Consider the following 17,336-nt stretch of genomic DNA (forward strand, 5'->3'; position numbering starts at 1 on the left):
CGAACACAGAAGTTAAGCTTCTTAGCGCCGAGAGTAGTTGGGGGAGCACCCCCTGCGAGGGTAGGACGTTGCCATGCTATTTGCTTATTCCGGCTTAGCTCAGTTGGTAGAGCACCTGACTGTTAATCAGGTTGTCGTTGGTTCGAGCCCGACAGCCGGAGTTTTTCTGTGGAGAGTTGTCCGAGTGGCTGAAGGAGCATGATTGGAAATCATGTATGCGGGCGCAAACCTGTATCAAGGGTTCGAATCCCTTACTCTCCGTCACGAGATCTCGGCCCGTTGGTCAAGTGGTTAAGACACCGCCCTTTCACGGCGGTAACATGGGTTCAAATCCCGTACGGGTCACTTAATGGAGGTTTAGCTCAGCTGGGAGAGCACCTGCCTTACAAGCAGGGGGTCACAGGTTCGAACCCTGTAATCTCCATTCCACGGTTCCATGGTCTAGTTGGTTATGACGCCTGCCTGTCACGCAGGAGATCACGGGTTCGAGTCCCGTTGGGACCGTTTATCATAATGGCTCGGTAGCTCAGTCGGTAGAGCAATGGATTGAAGCTCCATGTGTCGGCAGTTCGATTCTGTCCCGCGCCATTTATGGAGGAGTAGCGAAGTGGCTAAACGCGGCGGACTGTAAATCCGCTCCTTCGGGTTCGGTGGTTCGAATCCACTCTCCTCCATTTTTTATAATAGGGATATAGTTCAATGGTAGAATAGCGGTCTCCAAAACCGTTGATGTGGGTTCAACTCCTACTATCCCTGCCATTATGGCGGTAGTGGCGAAGTGGTTAACGCACCGGATTGTGGCTCCGGCACGCGTGGGTTCGATTCCCACCTACCGCCCTTGTTTTATTGGGATATAGCCAAGTGGTAAGGCAACAGACTTTGACTCTGTCATGCGCTGGTTCGAATCCAGCTATCCCAGTTAGCTTTTATGGGATTTGTTCCTTAAAGATGGCGGTATAGCCAAGTGGTAAGGCAAAGGTCTGCAAAACCTCTATCACCGGTTCAAATCCGGTTACCGCCTTTTATCTTTTAAGTGGTAATCTACAAAATGGCTTAATATGCCGGTGTGGCGGAATTGGCAGACGCGCTGGATTCAAAATCCAGTTCCTTCACGGGAGTATCGGTTCGACCCCGATCACCGGTATAGTTAATGGATCGATATTTTTGAAAAAATATTGGTCTTTTTTTATTTCAAAAATTTGATCTGTTTCACTTTAATTCTGTCAAATTACACTAGGCCTTTAAGTGAATTTGATCTTGGGAAATTGGCTAGATAGTGGTCTGGTCATCGATTAACGATGATATAACAAGTGATATTGTAATCAAATAATTGGTTAATTATAATTAGATAACCGTTTGGTTTCTTATCTAAATAGTGATCTAATTCATCTAAAAATGAATTAGATCACTATTTATTTGGTACCAAGTATTAAGGTGAAAATACATAATTATTTAAATGGCTACCTTTGGGGTCCATACAAAAGCTCCTTTCTAAATAAACAGACCGAAATTATTTGTCTGTCTACCTAGAAGGGAGCATATCTCTAGGATTCTTATTTTAGATTAATTTGTTTGTTCAAGTGTATAGGTTGTTTGGTGAAATTGTTGAATATTTGGGCCGGCCTGCAAATAAGGTAGTAATGGGGAAAAATCCTGTGAATTGCGCCAATTAAAGTAGTCGGCTTCACGTTGCCAAATTGATAGAATAACAAATTGAATTTGCGGTGCGTCTAATCGTAGTAAAAATAAGCTATTAAGACCGATAAAGCCGGCCGCTTGGTTACCAACCCGATCAAATTGTGATTGAAATACTTTGACGGCATCTTCAGAAGGAAACGTGAAATACATGAAATTAAAGAAGCCACTAAATTCTTGTTTGCCTAAATGTTGGCGAACAGAATAAGAAATTGGACTATTAAAAAAATTTTCTTGACCCGAAACGTCAAGTAATTGAAAATCATTAGTGGATTCTGCAGGTCGTAATAGTAATAAGTTTCGTTGAGGTTCACGATCGAAATAGTCAGTTAAGATATCCTGTGAACCAAATGTTGCCTGAATTTTTTTTAGCATAATAATTCCTCCTTGAGTATAAATAATTACTCCACTTACATTATAACGTGATTTCTTTTAATTAGTGTAGTAAATACAAGCACTTTGTATTTTGTCTTGCCACTAGAACGTTGTAAGATAGAGGTAAAGTAAATTTATTAAATGGAGGCTTTATTATGAAATTGACTGTACTTGGATTTTACGGTGGCTATCCTTATAAAGGGGTGGGAACCAGTGCTTATTTGCTACAAACAACTGACTATAATTTATTACTTGATTGCGGTAGCGGAGCCCTTTTAAGTCTCCAAAAGCATTTGGACCCACTGCAGCTAAACGCGGTAGTTCTGAGTCATTATCACCATGATCACATTGCTGACGTTGGAGTATTGCAGTATTATTGGCAGTTACATCAGGGTAAAAAGCGTGAAGCTGAGTTGCCAATTTACGGACACACGGCCGACCCATTGCATTTTGCGGCGTTAACTTTACCTGGCGTTACACAAGGTGAAGGCTATACAGCAGGACAAGCAACAAAATTAGGGCCATTCTCATTGACTTTTTTACCAACTGTTCATCCAGTGCCAGCTTATGCCATAAGGATTGTTGAAGTCAAAACTGGCGCAACGCTAGTCTATACGGCAGATACGGCTTATTTTCCTGAACTTGTTGAATTTGCTAAGGGTGCTGACTGGCTAATTACGGATACTAATTTCTTACAAGCAAAAACTGGAAAAATTGCACACATGACGTCGGCCCAATCTGGTTTAGTGGCTAAGACGGCCGGTGTTGAGCACTTATTAATCAGTCATCTGCCCCAGGATACTGACTTACAACAGTTATTGACCGAAACCCAGGCAGCGGCCGGCAATGATTGCCAAGTTGTTCGAGCCGAACAAGGACTTCAAATTAAATTATAGTTTTAAATCAAGTAATATTCTTTAGTTGCGTTTTTGGACTATCATGTCAATATTAATAATAAATATTTATCTTATATGATATAGATTTTTACTATGAAATCGCTTATACTATTCCTTGAAGACAACCAATTAATAGCTATTAAGGCTAAATTGAACTTTGACGAAGGGGCGAATAGAATGGTAACACTTTATACATCCCCAAGCTGTACTTCCTGTCGTAAGGCTCGTACATGGCTTGCGGTACATGATATTCCATTTACTGAACGCAATATTTTCGCTAAACCACTTGAAGTTGCCGAAATAAAGGAAATTTTGCGCATGACTGAGCGGGGAACAGAAGAGATTATTTCAACGCGATCTAAGGCCTTTCAAGAATTACAATTAGATTTGATGACATTGTCGTTAAGCCAATTAATTGCACTAATTGCTAAATATCCAGGTCTGTTGCGCCGGCCAATAATCATGGATGATCGGCGTTTACAGGTTGGTTACAATGAAGATGAAATTCGACGTTTCTTACCGCGTGAAGTCCGCGCAATAGAATTAAAAAAGGCTCAAATATTAGCAGGATTATAAAAAAATAATTTTTAAATTTAATTTATCTAGGTTGAAATTGATAATACGTTTTTAGTAGCGATTAATCTAGGGAGTGTTTAGTACATTTATTAGTATTCATTAAGCTAATTTAGTGTAAACGCACTTGAAAAAGTGGCTTCCTGTGCTTGCCATGTTTCAACTTGCCGAATTGTGCCGTAGTTGAATGACAACGTTAGTAATGCTCGGGCCCTAGGCGCTATTCCGGACATCCCCTAGAATTATTTAACTTAATGAAAGAGAAGTGAGGTTAATAACCGTGCTTCTCTCTTTGTTTACTGACGATCAATTTAATTAACCAATATCTGTTTCAACGATGATCTGGTTAAATTTCATTAAAAGCGCTTTATTACTTATGTTTCTTGACGTAATCAGTTACTATAAATACCCGAATGAATCAGTTGTGTTACTTTACAAACTAGTATTTTCAGGTACAATATATTTGTATAGTTTTACCTGAATTTGGGAAGCGGGGTGCAACAATCATGGAAATGGAACGAATTAACGAAAATACGATTCGAGTCTTGCTAAAAAATGAGGATCTGACTGAGCGGGGCATTACCGTACTTGATTTATTAGGTAATCATAAACAGATTGAAAATTTCTTTTACTCAATTCTTGAGGAAGTTGACACCGATCATCAATTCCAATCAAATGACGCTGTGACCTTTCAGGTTTTGCCGAATAAGAATGGTTTGGAATTATTCATCAGTAAAAACGCGCCGGCTAACGGCACGCCAATTAATGATCTTAGTGATACTGACCATGAGGCTGTTTCGGATATATTAAAAAAACAACTATTGGCGCGAGATGATAATGGGCAGCAGGAGAGTTCGGCGGCTGATTCAGATGATGAGTATGGTACTTACCTGAATGATCCTGATACACCGACTAAAGAAATTGTTTTAAAATTACATGATTTTGAAGATATGGTTCAATTGGCTAAGATTCTACACTTGGATGGTGCAATTTCTAATTTATATCGTTACAAGGATTCCTTCTACCTACACTTAATTTTCTTCGTCGATGAGACGTCTGAATCTTCAGTTAAGGATGAAATTGCTATTGCAATGGAATATGCGGATAAAACGACTGTTACGCCAGATGTCCTTTCCGAATATGGTAAGCGTATTATGGAAAAGAGTGCTTTAGAGTTAACTCGGTATTACTTTAAATAGTCTAACAATTTTGGAGAGTGTGACTAAGGCAAGTTTGAGTATTGGTCTTTGCTTTCATTGGAATAGTTAAAATTATAAATAGGTATTGTGACAAAATTTATTTTTTGGCACAACGCCTATTTTTTTATCCACTTTACGGAGTTTATTCATAAAGGGATGAGAATATGTTAATTGCAAAATTCGAGGACGGTACACTCTGTTACGCTAATCAATACACTAGTGCCGAGTTACAAGAGATTAGACGGCAGCATCAATTTTACTGTCCGAGTTGTGCTGCTAAAGTAACATTGCGCGTGGGAGCGTCTAAAATTGCTCATTTTGCTCACCAAAATAAGTGTACTAGTGGTAATGAGGGGGAAACCAGTGAGCACTTGGCTGGCAAGCTTTTTTTATTTGGCTATTGTCAAAGGCAAGGGTGGACCTGTGCACTAGAGGCCTTTTTACCCAAGTTACAACAACGGCCTGATATTTTGGTCACCTTGCCTCAGGTTAAAATAGCCTTGGAATTTCAGTGTAGTCCAATTTCCATTAAGCAATTATACAAACGGACAGAAATGTACCGCCAAAATGGGTACCAAGTTTATTGGTTACTTGGTAGGCGGTACCACGATTTACGTCACTGGTCAGCAAAGAAACGGGCATTTTTGCGTTATTCTAAGCAAGCCGGTTTCCACTTATTTTTATTGGAGGCCGTTCAAAAAAGGCTTTGGTTAGTCCATCACGTCCGGCAGTATGGTGTACCAATTAAAGTGAGCTATCAACGTCAGCGTTTTTTGGACAATTCGTTTGTAGTAACGAATCACCGGCCGCCAGCTAATGCCGTTGTGATTGAGGCCCAAACTATTTATAAGCAACTATATCGGGGGGCACCAAACGTGCAAGGGTTACAGGCGACTTGTTATCTTGCGGGGCACCATCTAGCAGGGGCTCCTTGGGCGTGTCATTCAACTTGGCCGACACCGCCAGTTCACCGGGAGTCGGCCTTTAATTTACGGGTCCGGTTACTCCTGTTCTGCGAGAAGAAAGTTGAATTAACTGATGTGCAGGTTACTTCATTTTGCCGGCAGCACAAACCGTGTTTTTTTGAGCTACCATTATTAACCAAAACGCAAAGAAATTATTGGCAGCAACAAGTTGTTCGACTACTTTTAGCTGAATTTAGTCAATTTGGTTTCTTAAAAAGAACAATTTTCGGGTGGCAAATTTGCTGCTTACCAATTTGGTATCCTGATTATTTTTCCAAGTTAAAAATGTTAAAAAGACTAGAATAGCCCTGCCAATCTGTATTTGTCATATATTCTGGCGGTAAAATTGATAGGTCCTCACAATCGTTATTACAAATTAGTTTGAGTTCTTTAACGATTTACGCGAAATACTAGTTTTTTATTATAATATTACCTGAATAAGCCTATTTTATAGTACATAAAAACCTAGCACTAATATCCAAGTTTGACTCAGATACCAGTACTAGGTTAATTAGCGAATGGTTGGAAACACCTTTATTAGTATTTTTCTGATTTATTTGGTGTAAACGTGCTTGAAAAAGCAGTTCTTTGCGGTGACCGGGACGAACTTAATATGGACTTTGTATTTGTAACTGTGTTCCATGGCTTTTGCCACAAGAATAAACAACATTCGTAGCATCAAAAGTTATTTGTGTCATTTGCAAATAACTAACTGTAATTGCGAGAAGTAGTAGTTGAATGGACAACGCAGGGAACAGCAAGATTATGAGCGTACTTGGCTGTAATTCGGACTTCGGTCCATTTTAGTCCGTAGTAAGCCTTAAAAATTTAACCGCCCTTTCAAACACGCCCTAGATGGATTAAAGTGTATGCAGCTTGTGTGATTTATCAGTGAGATTTGGCCGACCTAAGGCAGTTACTCCCGCAAGATTACCATCACAAACTTGATTTAGTAAATCAAATGATTGGCAGTCCTCAATTAGAATTCCATAATCTTGTTCCGGATTGTCGTAGTTGAAGATTACTGTTGACGGGTGCGTTTGAATGTTCATTTCGCAAGCGACGTGTTGATCGGATTCAAAACTTTCCTTAGCTAAAGCAGATTGGCGATCTTCTAGAAACATGTCAACGTCAAGCTTATTGGTCTCAGCCAATTGTTTGATCAAGTCAGTAGAATAGCTATAGTGATCAAAATTGAGGGCTGATTGCAGACCAATTAGGAAATTCTGGCCCCGGCGCTTTCCCTGAAATAGCGCCGCCTTATAATCTAATGAGGCTTGGTAAATGGTTTGAAAAACTTGATTTCGCAGTTGAAGATTATGGCTATCAAGATTTTGATGTAGCATGATATCTTTGATCGTATTTAAATTAACTAGCGGTAAAAATTGGTAATGAATTTTTTCGGAGCGTGCACTAACAAGTTCCAACACGGAATTTTCAGCCGCCAAGCAATGTTCGCCGATTGGATTAACAAATAAATAGACTTCTAACACGATTGTGTCCCCCATAATCTAACAAAAAATTTCAATTAAAAATAAATTAGTCAACGTCATTTCTAATATTCATAGTAACAAATCATGGCGAATTTTCAATCAAAATGCTCAGACAGTGAACTTTACATGTAAACGTTGGGTATTAAGAGATAATTATTGGTGCTGTAATGTGCGGACAATTTTGTTTTGCACCGGCCGCTTTTGAATATTTTGTTTTACTAGAATGTCTCGGAACGCACTAGTATTAGACTGTGTGACCTCAAGCTCCAACTCATAGTCACTTGTAGTATCCGGGTAAATCGTTTGGTCTAAAACAAGTAGACCAGCGGCTAATTGGCTTTGACGACGGATAGTTGTAGCGTGGCCGATCACACTTAATTCTTTAGGATTGATCTGTAAGGCATTTAACTTGGTCGCAACCTGACTTGGAACTAAGACTGTTTCGGCCAACCAAAATTTTTTTGCCTGTGCCAAGGTAAGTGTGTCCGTTATTTCGGTTAAACTGTGTTGTGATTTAGTGAGTGGCACTTTCAAAGTTTGTTCGGCTGAGGTGGCAAAAAGGCGAATTCGAAGTCCCAAGGATTGTTTCTTTAACTGTTTTTCCTTAGTGTCATAATAAACGTTGGTCTGTTTGAATGAGTGCGTGAATGATGGGTATGCCGCAAGTAGGCGCTTAGCTTCCGCCTGGGTTAGTAAATTTTTAAATTCAATTTCTTTTGTTTGACTCAAAACTAGTCCCTCCATTGGCAATAGTTTACCACGAGCCACAGTTGTTAAACAACTGATTGAATTACCTTGCTGGCGCGATTTATGCTAAAATATATTGGTAGTAAAATTAATTAAAATGATAGTCAATAAATGAGGGAAACACCATGCCAAAAGATTGGGATCTATTTTTAATGCCTTATAGGCAAGCAGTTGATGAATTAAAAATTAAATTACGGGGGATGCGTAAACAATTTCAACAGGAAAATTCGCATACACCAATTGAGTTTGTGACTGGCCGGGTTAAGCCAGTAGATAGTATTATTGAAAAAATGCAACGGCGACAAGTAACGGATGACCTTCTAGAGCAAGATATGCAAGATATTGCTGGTCTGCGTATTATGTGCCAATTTGTGGAAGATATTTACCAGGTGGTCGATCTAATTCACCAGCGGGCTGATCTTGAAGTGGTTGAAGAGCGTGATTACATTACCAACGTTAAGCCAAGCGGTTACCGGTCGTACCACATTGTTATTTCTTACCCTGTTCAAATGGTTCACGGAGAAAAGCACATTTTGGCCGAAATTCAAATTCGGACGTTGTCAATGAATTTTTGGGCAACCATTGAACACTCGCTGAATTACAAGTATCAGGGAGCATTTCCGGAAGAAATTAACGAACGATTAAAGCGGGCTGCAGAGGCTGCATTTATGCTGGACCAAGAAATGTCGGCGATTCGCGAGGAAATACAAGAGGCGCAACAATTATTTTCGTACGGCAAAGGACAACAAACAAGTGACGATCAAGTGACTGGTAATCAGGTCACGGATAATGATCATGAGGATAAGCGAAAGTAGGGGTGCACATGCGGGTAAGTGTCTTTTGTAATTCGGGAAAGAAGTCACAACAGGTGGCGACTAAATTAATAAACAAGTTGGTTGATTGTGCTTTTAAAATTGACGATAAGAACCCGGATATCGTTATTTCAATAGGTGGGGATGGTACTTTACTATCTGCCTTCCATAAATTTGCAACGCGGTTAAATCAAGTCCGCTTCGTTGGGGTCCACACCGGGCACCTGGGTTTCTACACTGATTGGCGTGATTATGAAATTGATGATTTAGTTGAAAGTTTGAAGCACGATACCGGTCAGCAAATTAGTTACCCATTACTTGATGTTGGCGTTCAATACGTTGGTGAGCGTGACCAAAAGCATTATTTAGCACTCAATGAATCTACTTTAAAGCGGGTTTCTGCAACGATGGTAACCGACGTTTACATTCGGGATGAGTTGTTCGAAAGTTTTCGGGGAGATGGCCTTTGTGTCTCAACACCAACTGGCTCAACCGCTTACAATAAATCGATTGGTGGGGCCGTCTTGCATCCCCGACTAGAGGCCATTCAACTGACTGAAATTGCTTCTTTGAATAACCGAGTTTTCCGAACATTGGGATCACCAGTAGTCATTGCACCAGATGAATGGATTGATATTAAGCCTGATCAAACGGCACAAGATTATATCATGACAATTGATCAATTTATGCCACAACAAAAGCCAATTGAACGTATTCGTTACCGAATCGCTGATCAACGCATTGCTTTTGCACGTTACCGCCACATGCATTTTTGGAATCGGGTCGAGGATGCCTTTATTGGCGAAAAACAAGGTTCATGATCTTTAATTGGACATTTACGGGAAAGGATCCGCAAAAGGTCAAGTATTTTTTAAACCGCCAGGGAATTTCCCGGACTTTACTAAAAAAGATTAAGTATCACGGTGGTGCCATTAAGGTCAATGATCAGGATGTAACGGTATTATATCTATTGCAGTCAGGAGACAGGCTGACGGTTTTATTGCCGGCTGAAGAGCCCTTAGAGCGAATTGTACCTTCTGCTTTACCGATAACGGTTGTTTACGAAGATACGCATTTTTTAGTTGTTGATAAACCAGCGCAAGTGGCCTCATTACCAGCGCACCTTTACCCGCTTGATACGATGGCAAATCGGGTGAAGGGGTATTATTTGCGGCAAGGTTATTCCAATCAAGTTATTCATATTGTGACGCGGTTAGATCGAGGGACCTCTGGGCTGATGTTGTTTGCCAAGCATTCGTACGCACATGCCGTATTAGATCAAGAACTACAACACCACCAGTTGCATAAAACTTACTTGGCATTTGTTGCTGGGCAGTTGGTTCATGATCACCAAATGATTACTTTTCCAATTCAACGGCAAGCAGGCTCATTTATTAAGCGAACGACTGGTGCTAGTGGCCGTGAAGCACAAACCGAGTATTGGTGTGTCCGCCGTTTTCGCAATGCAACGTTAGTTAAAGTTCAGTTGCACACTGGGCGAACCCACCAGATTCGCGTACATTTTACTGCAATTGGGCACCCTTTATTAGGGGATCATTTGTATGGTGGACCCAAAATAGGCGCGTTGGAGCGGCCGGCACTACATTGTCAGCAACTTCGTTTTTATCATCCCTTTTTAAAACGAGAAATTAAATTAACAAGCACAATGCCAAGTGATTTAATGGCCCTAGAAAAATTCTTAGCGAAGCAATCAAATTAAAAAACTGGTTATTTAAAATTGGCAATTAGGTTACAATCAAAAACTTTGGAGGAGGGAAATCAATGCCAGTTGCCCAAGAAACAGAAATTTGGCAAAAACAGACTAACGAATTAAAAGAATTTCTAGCAACTGGTGACGCCAAAGCATTTCGCAGTGCCTTTCTTGAATTGCATAATTGGGAACAAGCCCAATTTTTCTTGAGTTTGGACCATACGGAGCGATTGGCACTTTACAATACCTTAACGACCAAAGAAGTCGGTGATCTATTTGATGATATTGATGACGATCAAGTGCAAATACCGGATTTTTTGAGTGAAATGGAACCCAGTTATGCGGCGGAAATGTTAACGGAAATGTATACCGATAATGCCGTCGATATTTTAGAACATTTAGATAAGGCAACTGTCCAGCGTTTGTTAACGCGTATGCCACATAAAACCGCAGCAGAGATGCGAACACTTCTTCATTATGGTGATGAAACTGCCGGCGCCATTATGACAACGGAGTACATCACTATTGTGGCCAATCAAACGGTTGCTTCAGCGATGGCCGCTTTACGCGCCGAGGCTAATGAGGCTGAGTTAATCTACTATGTTTATGTTTTGGATAACAATCACCGTTTGGCGGGTATTATTTCTTTACGTGATCTGATTGTGAATGATCAAGAAGCAATGATTAGTGACGTCATGAATGAACGGGTTATTTCGGTGCAGGTGACTGATGATCAAGAGGATGTGGCTCAGACAATTCGTGATTATAATTTTTTGGCCATTCCAGTTACTGATCCTGGTAACCACTTGTTAGGCATTATTACGGTTGATGATGTCATTGACGTTATTGATGATGAAGCTGCGGCTGATTATTCTGGTTTAGCCGGGGTTGATGTTGAAGCTAAGCTGGAAAGCCCACTTAAATCGGCGCTTAAACGCTTGCCTTGGCTCATTACACTGCTATTTTTGGGGATGTCCACTGCAAGTTTAATTAGTCATTATGAAAACTTAGTCAGTGAGGCCAGCGTACTGGCGGTCTTTATTTCATTGATTACTGGTACGGCCGGGAACGCTGGGACACAAAGTTTAGCCGTGGCCGTTCGCCGGCTGGCCTTCAAAAATGAGCAAACCTCATTACTGCGTACTTTAGTGGTGGAATTAATAACCGGATTGATGATTGGGGTTGTCACCGGATTGACGATTACAGTGGTGGTTGGTCTTTGGAAACATACCTTTGTTTTGGGATTTGTTATTGGGCTAGCAATGTGTTGCGCAATTATTGTCGCTAATTTGGCGGGAAGTTTCATTCCCAGTTTAATGGAGCGTTTAGGCTTTGATCCGGCAGTCGCTAGTGGGCCCTTTATTTCGACGCTTAGTGATTTAACTAGTGTGCTGATTTATTTTAGTATTGCGCAATACTTCATGCCATTTTTTATAAATAAATAAGCAACAGAACAAAAAAAGTCTGAACAAACGAATAATACAGTACCGCCCCAATAAATTGATTGGGACACGAATTATTCTTGTTCAGACTCTTTTTTAGTATGCATTAAAGTGTTGTCGTGCTAGTTTTTTTAGTGAAGTTCACCAACAATTTTACTACCATGAGCTTCGTTAACACCTAACGCAGTACTGATTGTTGCAAGGTTATCCTGCGTAATTCCGCCGCCAGGCAGTACCGTCAAGCGATTAGCCGCGTAAGCAATGGTATCTTTTAAGTGCTTATAATTGGCCGTAATTGGTGTTGTTAGGGGACCACCGTGAGTTAAAATTCGGCTAACTTGGTGATCACTCAGCCAGTCGATCGTTTCGTGTTGTTTTGCAACCGGAATCGAATCAAAGGCCATGTGGAAAGTAATCTCCATTCCACCGGCGGCGCCAATTAGCATCTCCATGGCCTCTTCGTCAAGCTGATCGTCCTTGGTTAAACAACCAAAAACGGCCCCATCGGCACCTAGTTGTTGCGCCTCAAATAAATCGGCCTCCATCATGCGTAGTTCCAAATCATTATAAACAAAATTACCACCACGGGGACGAATCATTACAAATAACGGGATATTTTTTTCGTGTGCGTAGCGACTGGCCTCGGCCATAACACCTTTGCTGACAGTAGTACCACCAACGGCAAGATTGTCGCAGAGCTCAATTCGTTTGGCACCATTTTTAATGGCTTGGGGTAAATGAGTGTAGTTTTCTAAACAAACTTCGGTAATTAGCATTTTAGTCTCCTTTACTCAGTTAAGAAGTGAACGCAAACTGGTTCCGTACAGGGAATTTTATTTTGTTTCAGTGTTAGTTTACCATTAGTTGAATCACGTTGGTAAAGGGTCAAATTGTTTGTGTTTTGGTTAGCCGCTAGTAAAAAAATTTCAGTGGCATCTAAGGCAAAGTCCCGGGGAAATTCGCCTTCAGTTGAAATTTGTTGGGTTAGGCTTAATTTTTGGCCATCAGGTGAGATTGCGAAAGTGGCGATTGTATTAGCACCACGGTTAGAGGCGTAAAGAAAACGCCCATCACCTGAAATTCGAATGGCGGCACCACCATTGTGGCCGGTATAGTTCTCCGGGAGGGTAGCGATTGTTGAAATTTCTTCTAATTGACCATTTTTTGGATCATAGTTAAGGACCATGATGACGCTACCTAGTTCACCAATCAAATAAACGATCGGTTTTTGGGGATGGAAGACTAAGTGGCGGGGACCAAAACCGGGTGTTGTTTTAAAAGTGGCATCTAACGTTAATTTACCCGTACTCGTAACATGATAGGTAAGTACTTCATCGCTACCGAGATCGCAGACAATTAAGCGTCCATCAGGTGTTAAATCAGTAAAATGAATGTGCGCGGCTTCCTGTTCCGGCTTAGGTCCTTTGCCAGTCCGCGTAACAGTTTCAGCCAATTTAAGGCTGCCATCCGGTAAAATATGGTGGACGAGAATCTGGCCCTTATGGTAATTCGCTGAATAGACCAACTGGCGTTTTTCATCGATTGCAACGTAGGCCGGTGAGGAACCAGGTTGGACGGACTGATTAATAACTTGTGGTTGTTCAAAGTTTTGAATGTTAAAGGCGGCCAAACCACCTTCACTATCCGCTGTTGTTAAAACGCTATAAAGACGGTGGGCCAGCGAAGTCGCCAAGTAGGTCGGATTGCCAGTTGTGATGTAAGGCTGTACTGGCGTTAGCGCTCCCGTTATTGTATCCAGTGTTGTTTGGTAAATGCCAGTACCAGTATTTCGTGTATAACTGCCAAGAAGAATTCTTTCTTTCAAAATTAGCCTTCCTTTCAAATGTTTATTCATTTCCCTATTTTAGCATAGCTACCGTTTTTGTGGGATTAGAAAGAATAGTATTTATTCAGCTAGTTCAGTGTTAATATGCTAAACTAAAAAGAGTAGTTTGATTAGAAAGTTCCGTGTCTGCTAATCAATTTTTGCATACACCGGATAATAAAGGGGAATAAACATGGAATTAGAAGCAACGGTCACGGCGATTGGCGAAAGCGCGATTACTGCGGAAGATCCGTTGGTCATTCTTTTTGATCAGGATGCAACTGCGGCTTTGAAGAAGGTTGCCATCATTCAAAAATTTTCAAGCTTGGCTCAAATGCAGCAAGTTCATTTAACCCAGGGCGATAAATTACTAATTGATGATAACAGCTATACAGTCGAGTTTGTGGGTGAAGTTGTAAATACTAACTTAGTGACGATTGGTCACGTGGCCTTGATTTTTACGCCAGTGCCCGATGAGGATCGATTAGGTAATGGGGTTTATTTAGCACCGGCTAGGAAGCCCGAATTTAAATTGGGTACCAAAATCATCTATCAAATGAAAACCGATTAAGGAACGGTTGGAGTGTTATTTTTTGCGTACGGATCAACCAAAAAATATTAGCAAAAGTAATTTTTAAACATGCTGGGTGGCCATATAATTTATGAACTAAATCATTTGCTGATTTTAGTTAGCTTCAGGAATATATCTGGGGCGCACGTCCTGGCCAACAATTAATGAAAGATGGCTATTTTTTGCCATACTTTAAAAAAGAGGAGGCCTTTTTATGGTTAATAAAACACGAACTTGGTTTCGCCAGTGGTTCTTAAACAGTAAGACAGTGATTGTTTTATTAATCACATTGCTGTGTCTGTTGATTGTCTGGACTTTTACGAAAGTTGCGTGGCTATTTAAGCCGGTGGGACAATTTTTTAGTGTTATTGCCTTACCCGTCATTTTTGCCGGGATTTTATACTATTTGTTAAATCCAATTATCGATTGGCTTGAGCGCCGACACCATGTTTCACGAACACTTTCAACGATTGTGGCGTTTGTTTTAATCGTCTTATTACTAGTGTGGGGGATAATAAGTGTGGTTCCGTTCTTTCAGGAGCAGACTTTAAGTCTTTTAAAAAACTGGCCAACTTATTGGGCAACTCTAAATCGCGAAGTGACTCATTTATTACACGATCCAAATTTAGGTGTCCTAAAAAAGCAATGGGATCAAGCTAGTGGTGATCTTTTTAAAACGACTTCAGAAAAATTATCACCGTTTTTAACAACCACATTTTCTCATTTGGGTAATGTAGTTGGCGTTGTCGGTAACATCGTTGTTGGTTTGGTAACAATGCCATTTATCTTGTTTTACTTATTACGTGATGGGCACAATTTACCAAATTATTTAGTTCATTTTTTACCAACTAAATTTCGTAAATCAACTCTAAAGGTATTACGCGAGGTTAATACGCAGGTCAGTCAATATATTCGGGGGCAGATAGCAGTTGCCTTCTTTGTTGCTTTATTGTTCATTGCCGGGTACCTGCTGATTGGTTTGAAATACGCGGTTGTCCTAGGTGTATTAGCTGGGATTCTTAATCTAATTCCGTATTTAGGGTCATTTTTGGCCATGATTCCATCAATTGTGGTGGCAGCTGTGATCTCGCCGGTTATGCTGATTAAAGTGTTATTGGTATTCGCGGTTGAGCAAACACTTGAAGGCCGAGTAATTTCGCCGTTGATTTTAGGCAGTTCACTGCATATTCACCCCGTTACAATTATTGTTGTCTTGTTAACATCTGGTAAAATTTTCGGTTTGGCTGGAGTTATTTTAGGCATTCCTGGTTACGCGGTGTTAAAAGTATTAATTGGCCATTTATTTGAATGGTACCAGGATGTTTCAGGACTCTACCACGAGCCACCGGAAGAAAAAGCAGCGAAAAAATAAGCAGTCCTGATTACATGTCCGTCATTTATTTGACGAAATGTAATTGGACTGCTTTTTTGGATGTCTTTTACCAACTTGCTTTTTTAACACCCGGAATTTTACCCTGTAACGCTAATGTCCGAAAATTAATTCGCGATAGTCTAAACTTACGCATATAGGCGTGAGGCCGACCATCTAAATTATCTCGATTATGCATTCGTGTGGGTGATGCATTCCGGGGAAGACGTGAAAGTGCAGCGTAGTCTCCGGCTAACTTATATTGTTCGCGCAAACTGGCATAATGTTCGACGGTTCGTTGAATTTTCTTTGCCTTTTCAATTTTTGCTTTCTTTGCCACTAGTAAGACTCCCTTAATAAATTTGTAGAAAGTAAGCCTACCATAAAAGAATGGGCGCCCCCAAGCAGTTAGCTTTAAAATTGATCACCATTGAAAATTGAATTCTTGACGATTACGTAGTCAACCTTGGTTAAGGCCTGCAAATCGCGACCACCAGCATATGAAATTGCCGATTGTAGGTCCTCTTGCATTTCCGTTAACGTATCTTCAATATCACCTTTATAAGTAACTAGCATTTTTTTACCTTCAACATTATGGTGCTGGCCCTTTTGGTCTTCTGAAGCTGAGCCAAAGTATTCTTTATACAAAACGCCATCACGTTCAACTGATTTACCAGGTGATTGTTTGTGGCCAGCAAAAAGGGAGCCAATCATAACCATACTGGCGCCGAAACGAATTGATTTAGCAATGTCGCCATCGGTTCGGACACCACCGTCAGCGATGATCGGCTTACGTGCGGCCTTTGAGCACCAACGTAGAGCGGCTAATTGCCAGCCACCAGTGCCAAAACCAGTTTTTAATTTAGTGATGCAAACTTTGCCTGGGCCGATGCCAATTTTAGTTGCGTCCGCACCAGCATTCTCTAGCTCGCGAACTGCCTCTGGAGTCCCCACGTTTCCAGCAATGACAAAACTCTGGGGTAGATATTTTTTGATGTGGTGAATCATATCAATGACGCGCTGGCTATGGCCGTGGGCGATATCAATTGTAATGTACTCAGGAACTAAATCGGCCGTCGCCAAATCCTGAATGAAAGTATATTCATCCACCTTAACACCAACACTAATTGACGCAAATAGTTTCTTTTCGTGCATCTGTTGAATAAAGTTGGCACGACGTTGTGGTTCAAAACGGTGCATAATGTAAAAATAATTATTTTTGGCTAGCATTTCAGCTAGGGGTTCATCGATGATGGTTTGCATGTTAGCAGGGACGACTGGTATTTTAAATGTTCGGTTACCGAACTTAACACTAGTGTCACATTCGGAACGACTATCAACGACACATTTATTCGGAATTAATTGAATATCTTCGTAATCAAAAACTTGCATAAGGCATTTCCTCCAGATTAAAGACGAACATTATTTGCTTTAATTGTCTTTTTTGTACGTAATTAAATTAACTTAAAGTGAATGCTTTGTCAATCCTATTTAAAGAAATAAGTGATAAACATGAATGATATAGCCAAATTATTTAAAATTGATCGAAAATAAGGGGCAAACACGTTTCTTTTGATAAAAGATTGGAATGGATGAGACTATTTAAATTTAAGGCGCAACTTTTCTTAAACCAGCTATGTCTTACCATTTACTAAAAGGTTAA

At 40.5% G+C, this 17,336-nt stretch carries 17 protein-coding genes, 12 tRNA genes and 1 rRNA gene; 23 read left to right on the forward strand and 7 right to left on the reverse strand.

The window, feature by feature from the left end; all coding sequences use genetic code 11:
* From rrf to EKM98_RS05155, 13 genes are all read left to right on the forward strand, one after another.
* A 5S ribosomal RNA gene (gene rrf / locus EKM98_RS12310) occupies positions 1 to 77 on the forward strand; the annotation flags it as partial.
* An 11-nt stretch (positions 78 to 88) separates the two neighbouring features.
* Positions 89 to 161 (forward strand) — tRNA-Asn (locus EKM98_RS05100).
* 9 nt (positions 162 to 170) lie between these two features.
* Positions 171 to 261, forward strand: a tRNA-Ser gene (locus EKM98_RS05105).
* 12 nt (positions 262 to 273) lie between these two features.
* Positions 274 to 345: transfer RNA gene (locus tag EKM98_RS05110), tRNA-Glu, on the forward strand.
* Positions 346 to 351: 6 nt separating this feature from the next.
* Positions 352 to 424, forward strand: a tRNA-Val gene (locus tag EKM98_RS05115).
* Between the two features lie 6 nt (positions 425 to 430).
* Positions 431 to 504: transfer RNA gene (locus EKM98_RS05120), tRNA-Asp, on the forward strand.
* A gap of 11 nt (positions 505 to 515) precedes the next feature.
* Positions 516 to 588: transfer RNA gene (locus EKM98_RS05125), tRNA-Phe, on the forward strand.
* Between the two features lie 5 nt (positions 589 to 593).
* Positions 594 to 674: transfer RNA gene (locus tag EKM98_RS05130), tRNA-Tyr, on the forward strand.
* 11 nt (positions 675 to 685) lie between these two features.
* Positions 686 to 759: transfer RNA gene (locus EKM98_RS05135), tRNA-Trp, on the forward strand.
* Positions 760 to 764: 5 nt separating this feature from the next.
* Positions 765 to 837 (forward strand) — tRNA-His (locus EKM98_RS05140).
* A 10-nt stretch (positions 838 to 847) separates the two neighbouring features.
* A tRNA-Gln gene (locus EKM98_RS05145) sits at positions 848 to 919 on the forward strand.
* Positions 920 to 950: 31 nt separating this feature from the next.
* A tRNA-Cys gene (locus tag EKM98_RS05150) sits at positions 951 to 1,021 on the forward strand.
* Positions 1,022 to 1,060: 39 nt separating this feature from the next.
* Positions 1,061 to 1,144: transfer RNA gene (locus EKM98_RS05155), tRNA-Leu, on the forward strand.
* Positions 1,145 to 1,563: 419 nt separating this feature from the next.
* Here the strand turns inward: EKM98_RS05155 and EKM98_RS05160 are convergent.
* Positions 1,564 to 2,070: a monooxygenase gene (locus tag EKM98_RS05160; protein WP_125981011.1), complete on the reverse strand. Its 507-nt coding sequence runs from the start codon at positions 2,068 to 2,070 to the stop codon at positions 1,564 to 1,566.
* Positions 2,071 to 2,225: 155 nt separating this feature from the next.
* Here EKM98_RS05160 and EKM98_RS05165 point away from each other — a divergent pair, with 155 nt between their 5' ends.
* From EKM98_RS05165 to EKM98_RS05180, 4 genes are all read left to right on the forward strand, one after another.
* Complete coding sequence (locus EKM98_RS05165) at positions 2,226 to 2,966, forward strand: MBL fold metallo-hydrolase (RefSeq protein ID WP_125981013.1); 741 nt, start codon at positions 2,226 to 2,228, stop codon at positions 2,964 to 2,966.
* A 177-nt stretch (positions 2,967 to 3,143) separates the two neighbouring features.
* Positions 3,144 to 3,542 (forward strand): transcriptional regulator Spx, encoded by a 399-nt coding sequence (gene spx, locus EKM98_RS05170; RefSeq protein WP_125981015.1) that lies wholly within the window; start codon positions 3,144 to 3,146, stop codon positions 3,540 to 3,542.
* A gap of 503 nt (positions 3,543 to 4,045) precedes the next feature.
* On the forward strand, positions 4,046 to 4,738 hold the full coding sequence (locus tag EKM98_RS05175; RefSeq protein WP_125981017.1) for an adaptor protein MecA: 693 nt from the start codon (positions 4,046 to 4,048) through the stop codon (positions 4,736 to 4,738).
* A gap of 164 nt (positions 4,739 to 4,902) precedes the next feature.
* Positions 4,903 to 6,009 (forward strand): competence protein CoiA, encoded by a 1,107-nt coding sequence (locus tag EKM98_RS05180; protein WP_125981019.1) that lies wholly within the window; start codon positions 4,903 to 4,905, stop codon positions 6,007 to 6,009.
* Positions 6,010 to 6,563: 554 nt separating this feature from the next.
* Here the strand turns inward: EKM98_RS05180 and EKM98_RS05185 are convergent.
* Entirely contained in the window at positions 6,564 to 7,196 is a 633-nt protein-coding gene (locus EKM98_RS05185) for a DsbA family protein (RefSeq protein WP_125981021.1), read from the reverse strand.
* A 153-nt stretch (positions 7,197 to 7,349) separates the two neighbouring features.
* The gene (locus EKM98_RS05190) at positions 7,350 to 7,925 is read right to left on the reverse strand and encodes a CYTH domain-containing protein (RefSeq protein ID WP_125981023.1); all 576 of its coding nucleotides are present in this window, start codon (positions 7,923 to 7,925) and stop codon (positions 7,350 to 7,352) included.
* Between the two features lie 143 nt (positions 7,926 to 8,068).
* On the opposite strand from EKM98_RS05190, the gene EKM98_RS05195 reads away from it, so the two are divergent.
* The 4 genes from EKM98_RS05195 (at position 8,069) to mgtE (ending at position 11,911) form a co-directional block, all read left to right on the forward strand.
* Entirely contained in the window at positions 8,069 to 8,758 is a 690-nt protein-coding gene (locus EKM98_RS05195; RefSeq protein ID WP_125981025.1) for a GTP pyrophosphokinase, read from the forward strand.
* An 8-nt stretch (positions 8,759 to 8,766) separates the two neighbouring features.
* Positions 8,767 to 9,576 (forward strand): NAD kinase, encoded by an 810-nt coding sequence (locus EKM98_RS05200; RefSeq protein ID WP_125981027.1) that lies wholly within the window; start codon positions 8,767 to 8,769, stop codon positions 9,574 to 9,576.
* Positions 9,573 to 10,475, forward strand: coding sequence for an RluA family pseudouridine synthase (locus EKM98_RS05205; protein ID WP_125981029.1), 903 nt, complete (start codon positions 9,573 to 9,575; stop codon positions 10,473 to 10,475). Before EKM98_RS05200 ends, EKM98_RS05205 begins: the two co-directional genes overlap by 4 nt.
* 62 nt (positions 10,476 to 10,537) lie before the next feature.
* Positions 10,538 to 11,911, forward strand: a complete 1,374-nt coding sequence (gene mgtE, locus EKM98_RS05210; protein ID WP_125981031.1) for a magnesium transporter — start codon at positions 10,538 to 10,540, stop codon at positions 11,909 to 11,911.
* Between the two features lie 128 nt (positions 11,912 to 12,039).
* Here the strand turns inward: mgtE and EKM98_RS05215 are convergent, their stop codons facing one another.
* Positions 12,040 to 12,684: a copper homeostasis protein CutC gene (locus EKM98_RS05215; RefSeq protein WP_125981033.1), complete on the reverse strand. Its 645-nt coding sequence runs from the start codon at positions 12,682 to 12,684 to the stop codon at positions 12,040 to 12,042.
* Positions 12,685 to 12,695: 11 nt separating this feature from the next.
* Positions 12,696 to 13,733 (reverse strand): lactonase family protein, encoded by a 1,038-nt coding sequence (locus tag EKM98_RS05220; protein WP_125981035.1) that lies wholly within the window; start codon positions 13,731 to 13,733, stop codon positions 12,696 to 12,698.
* Between the two features lie 193 nt (positions 13,734 to 13,926).
* On the opposite strand from EKM98_RS05220, the gene EKM98_RS05225 reads away from it, so the two are divergent.
* Complete coding sequence (locus EKM98_RS05225; protein WP_125981037.1) at positions 13,927 to 14,304, forward strand: PTS glucitol/sorbitol transporter subunit IIA; 378 nt, start codon at positions 13,927 to 13,929, stop codon at positions 14,302 to 14,304.
* Positions 14,305 to 14,518: 214 nt separating this feature from the next.
* Positions 14,519 to 15,676, forward strand: coding sequence for an AI-2E family transporter (locus EKM98_RS05230; RefSeq protein WP_125981039.1), 1,158 nt, complete (start codon positions 14,519 to 14,521; stop codon positions 15,674 to 15,676).
* 67 nt (positions 15,677 to 15,743) lie between these two features.
* On the opposite strand, the gene rpsN is transcribed toward EKM98_RS05230, so the two are convergent.
* Together rpsN and EKM98_RS05240 are read right to left on the reverse strand one after the other, a co-directional pair.
* Complete coding sequence (gene rpsN, locus EKM98_RS05235; protein WP_125981041.1) at positions 15,744 to 16,013, reverse strand: 30S ribosomal protein S14; 270 nt, start codon at positions 16,011 to 16,013, stop codon at positions 15,744 to 15,746.
* A gap of 74 nt (positions 16,014 to 16,087) precedes the next feature.
* Complete coding sequence (locus tag EKM98_RS05240; protein ID WP_125981043.1) at positions 16,088 to 17,065, reverse strand: GMP reductase; 978 nt, start codon at positions 17,063 to 17,065, stop codon at positions 16,088 to 16,090.
* Positions 17,066 to 17,336 lie beyond the last annotated feature (271 nt).

This window comes from Loigolactobacillus iwatensis, from assembly GCF_003950295.1.
In the GTDB taxonomy this organism is placed as follows: Bacteria; Bacillota; Bacilli; order Lactobacillales; family Lactobacillaceae; genus Loigolactobacillus; species Loigolactobacillus iwatensis.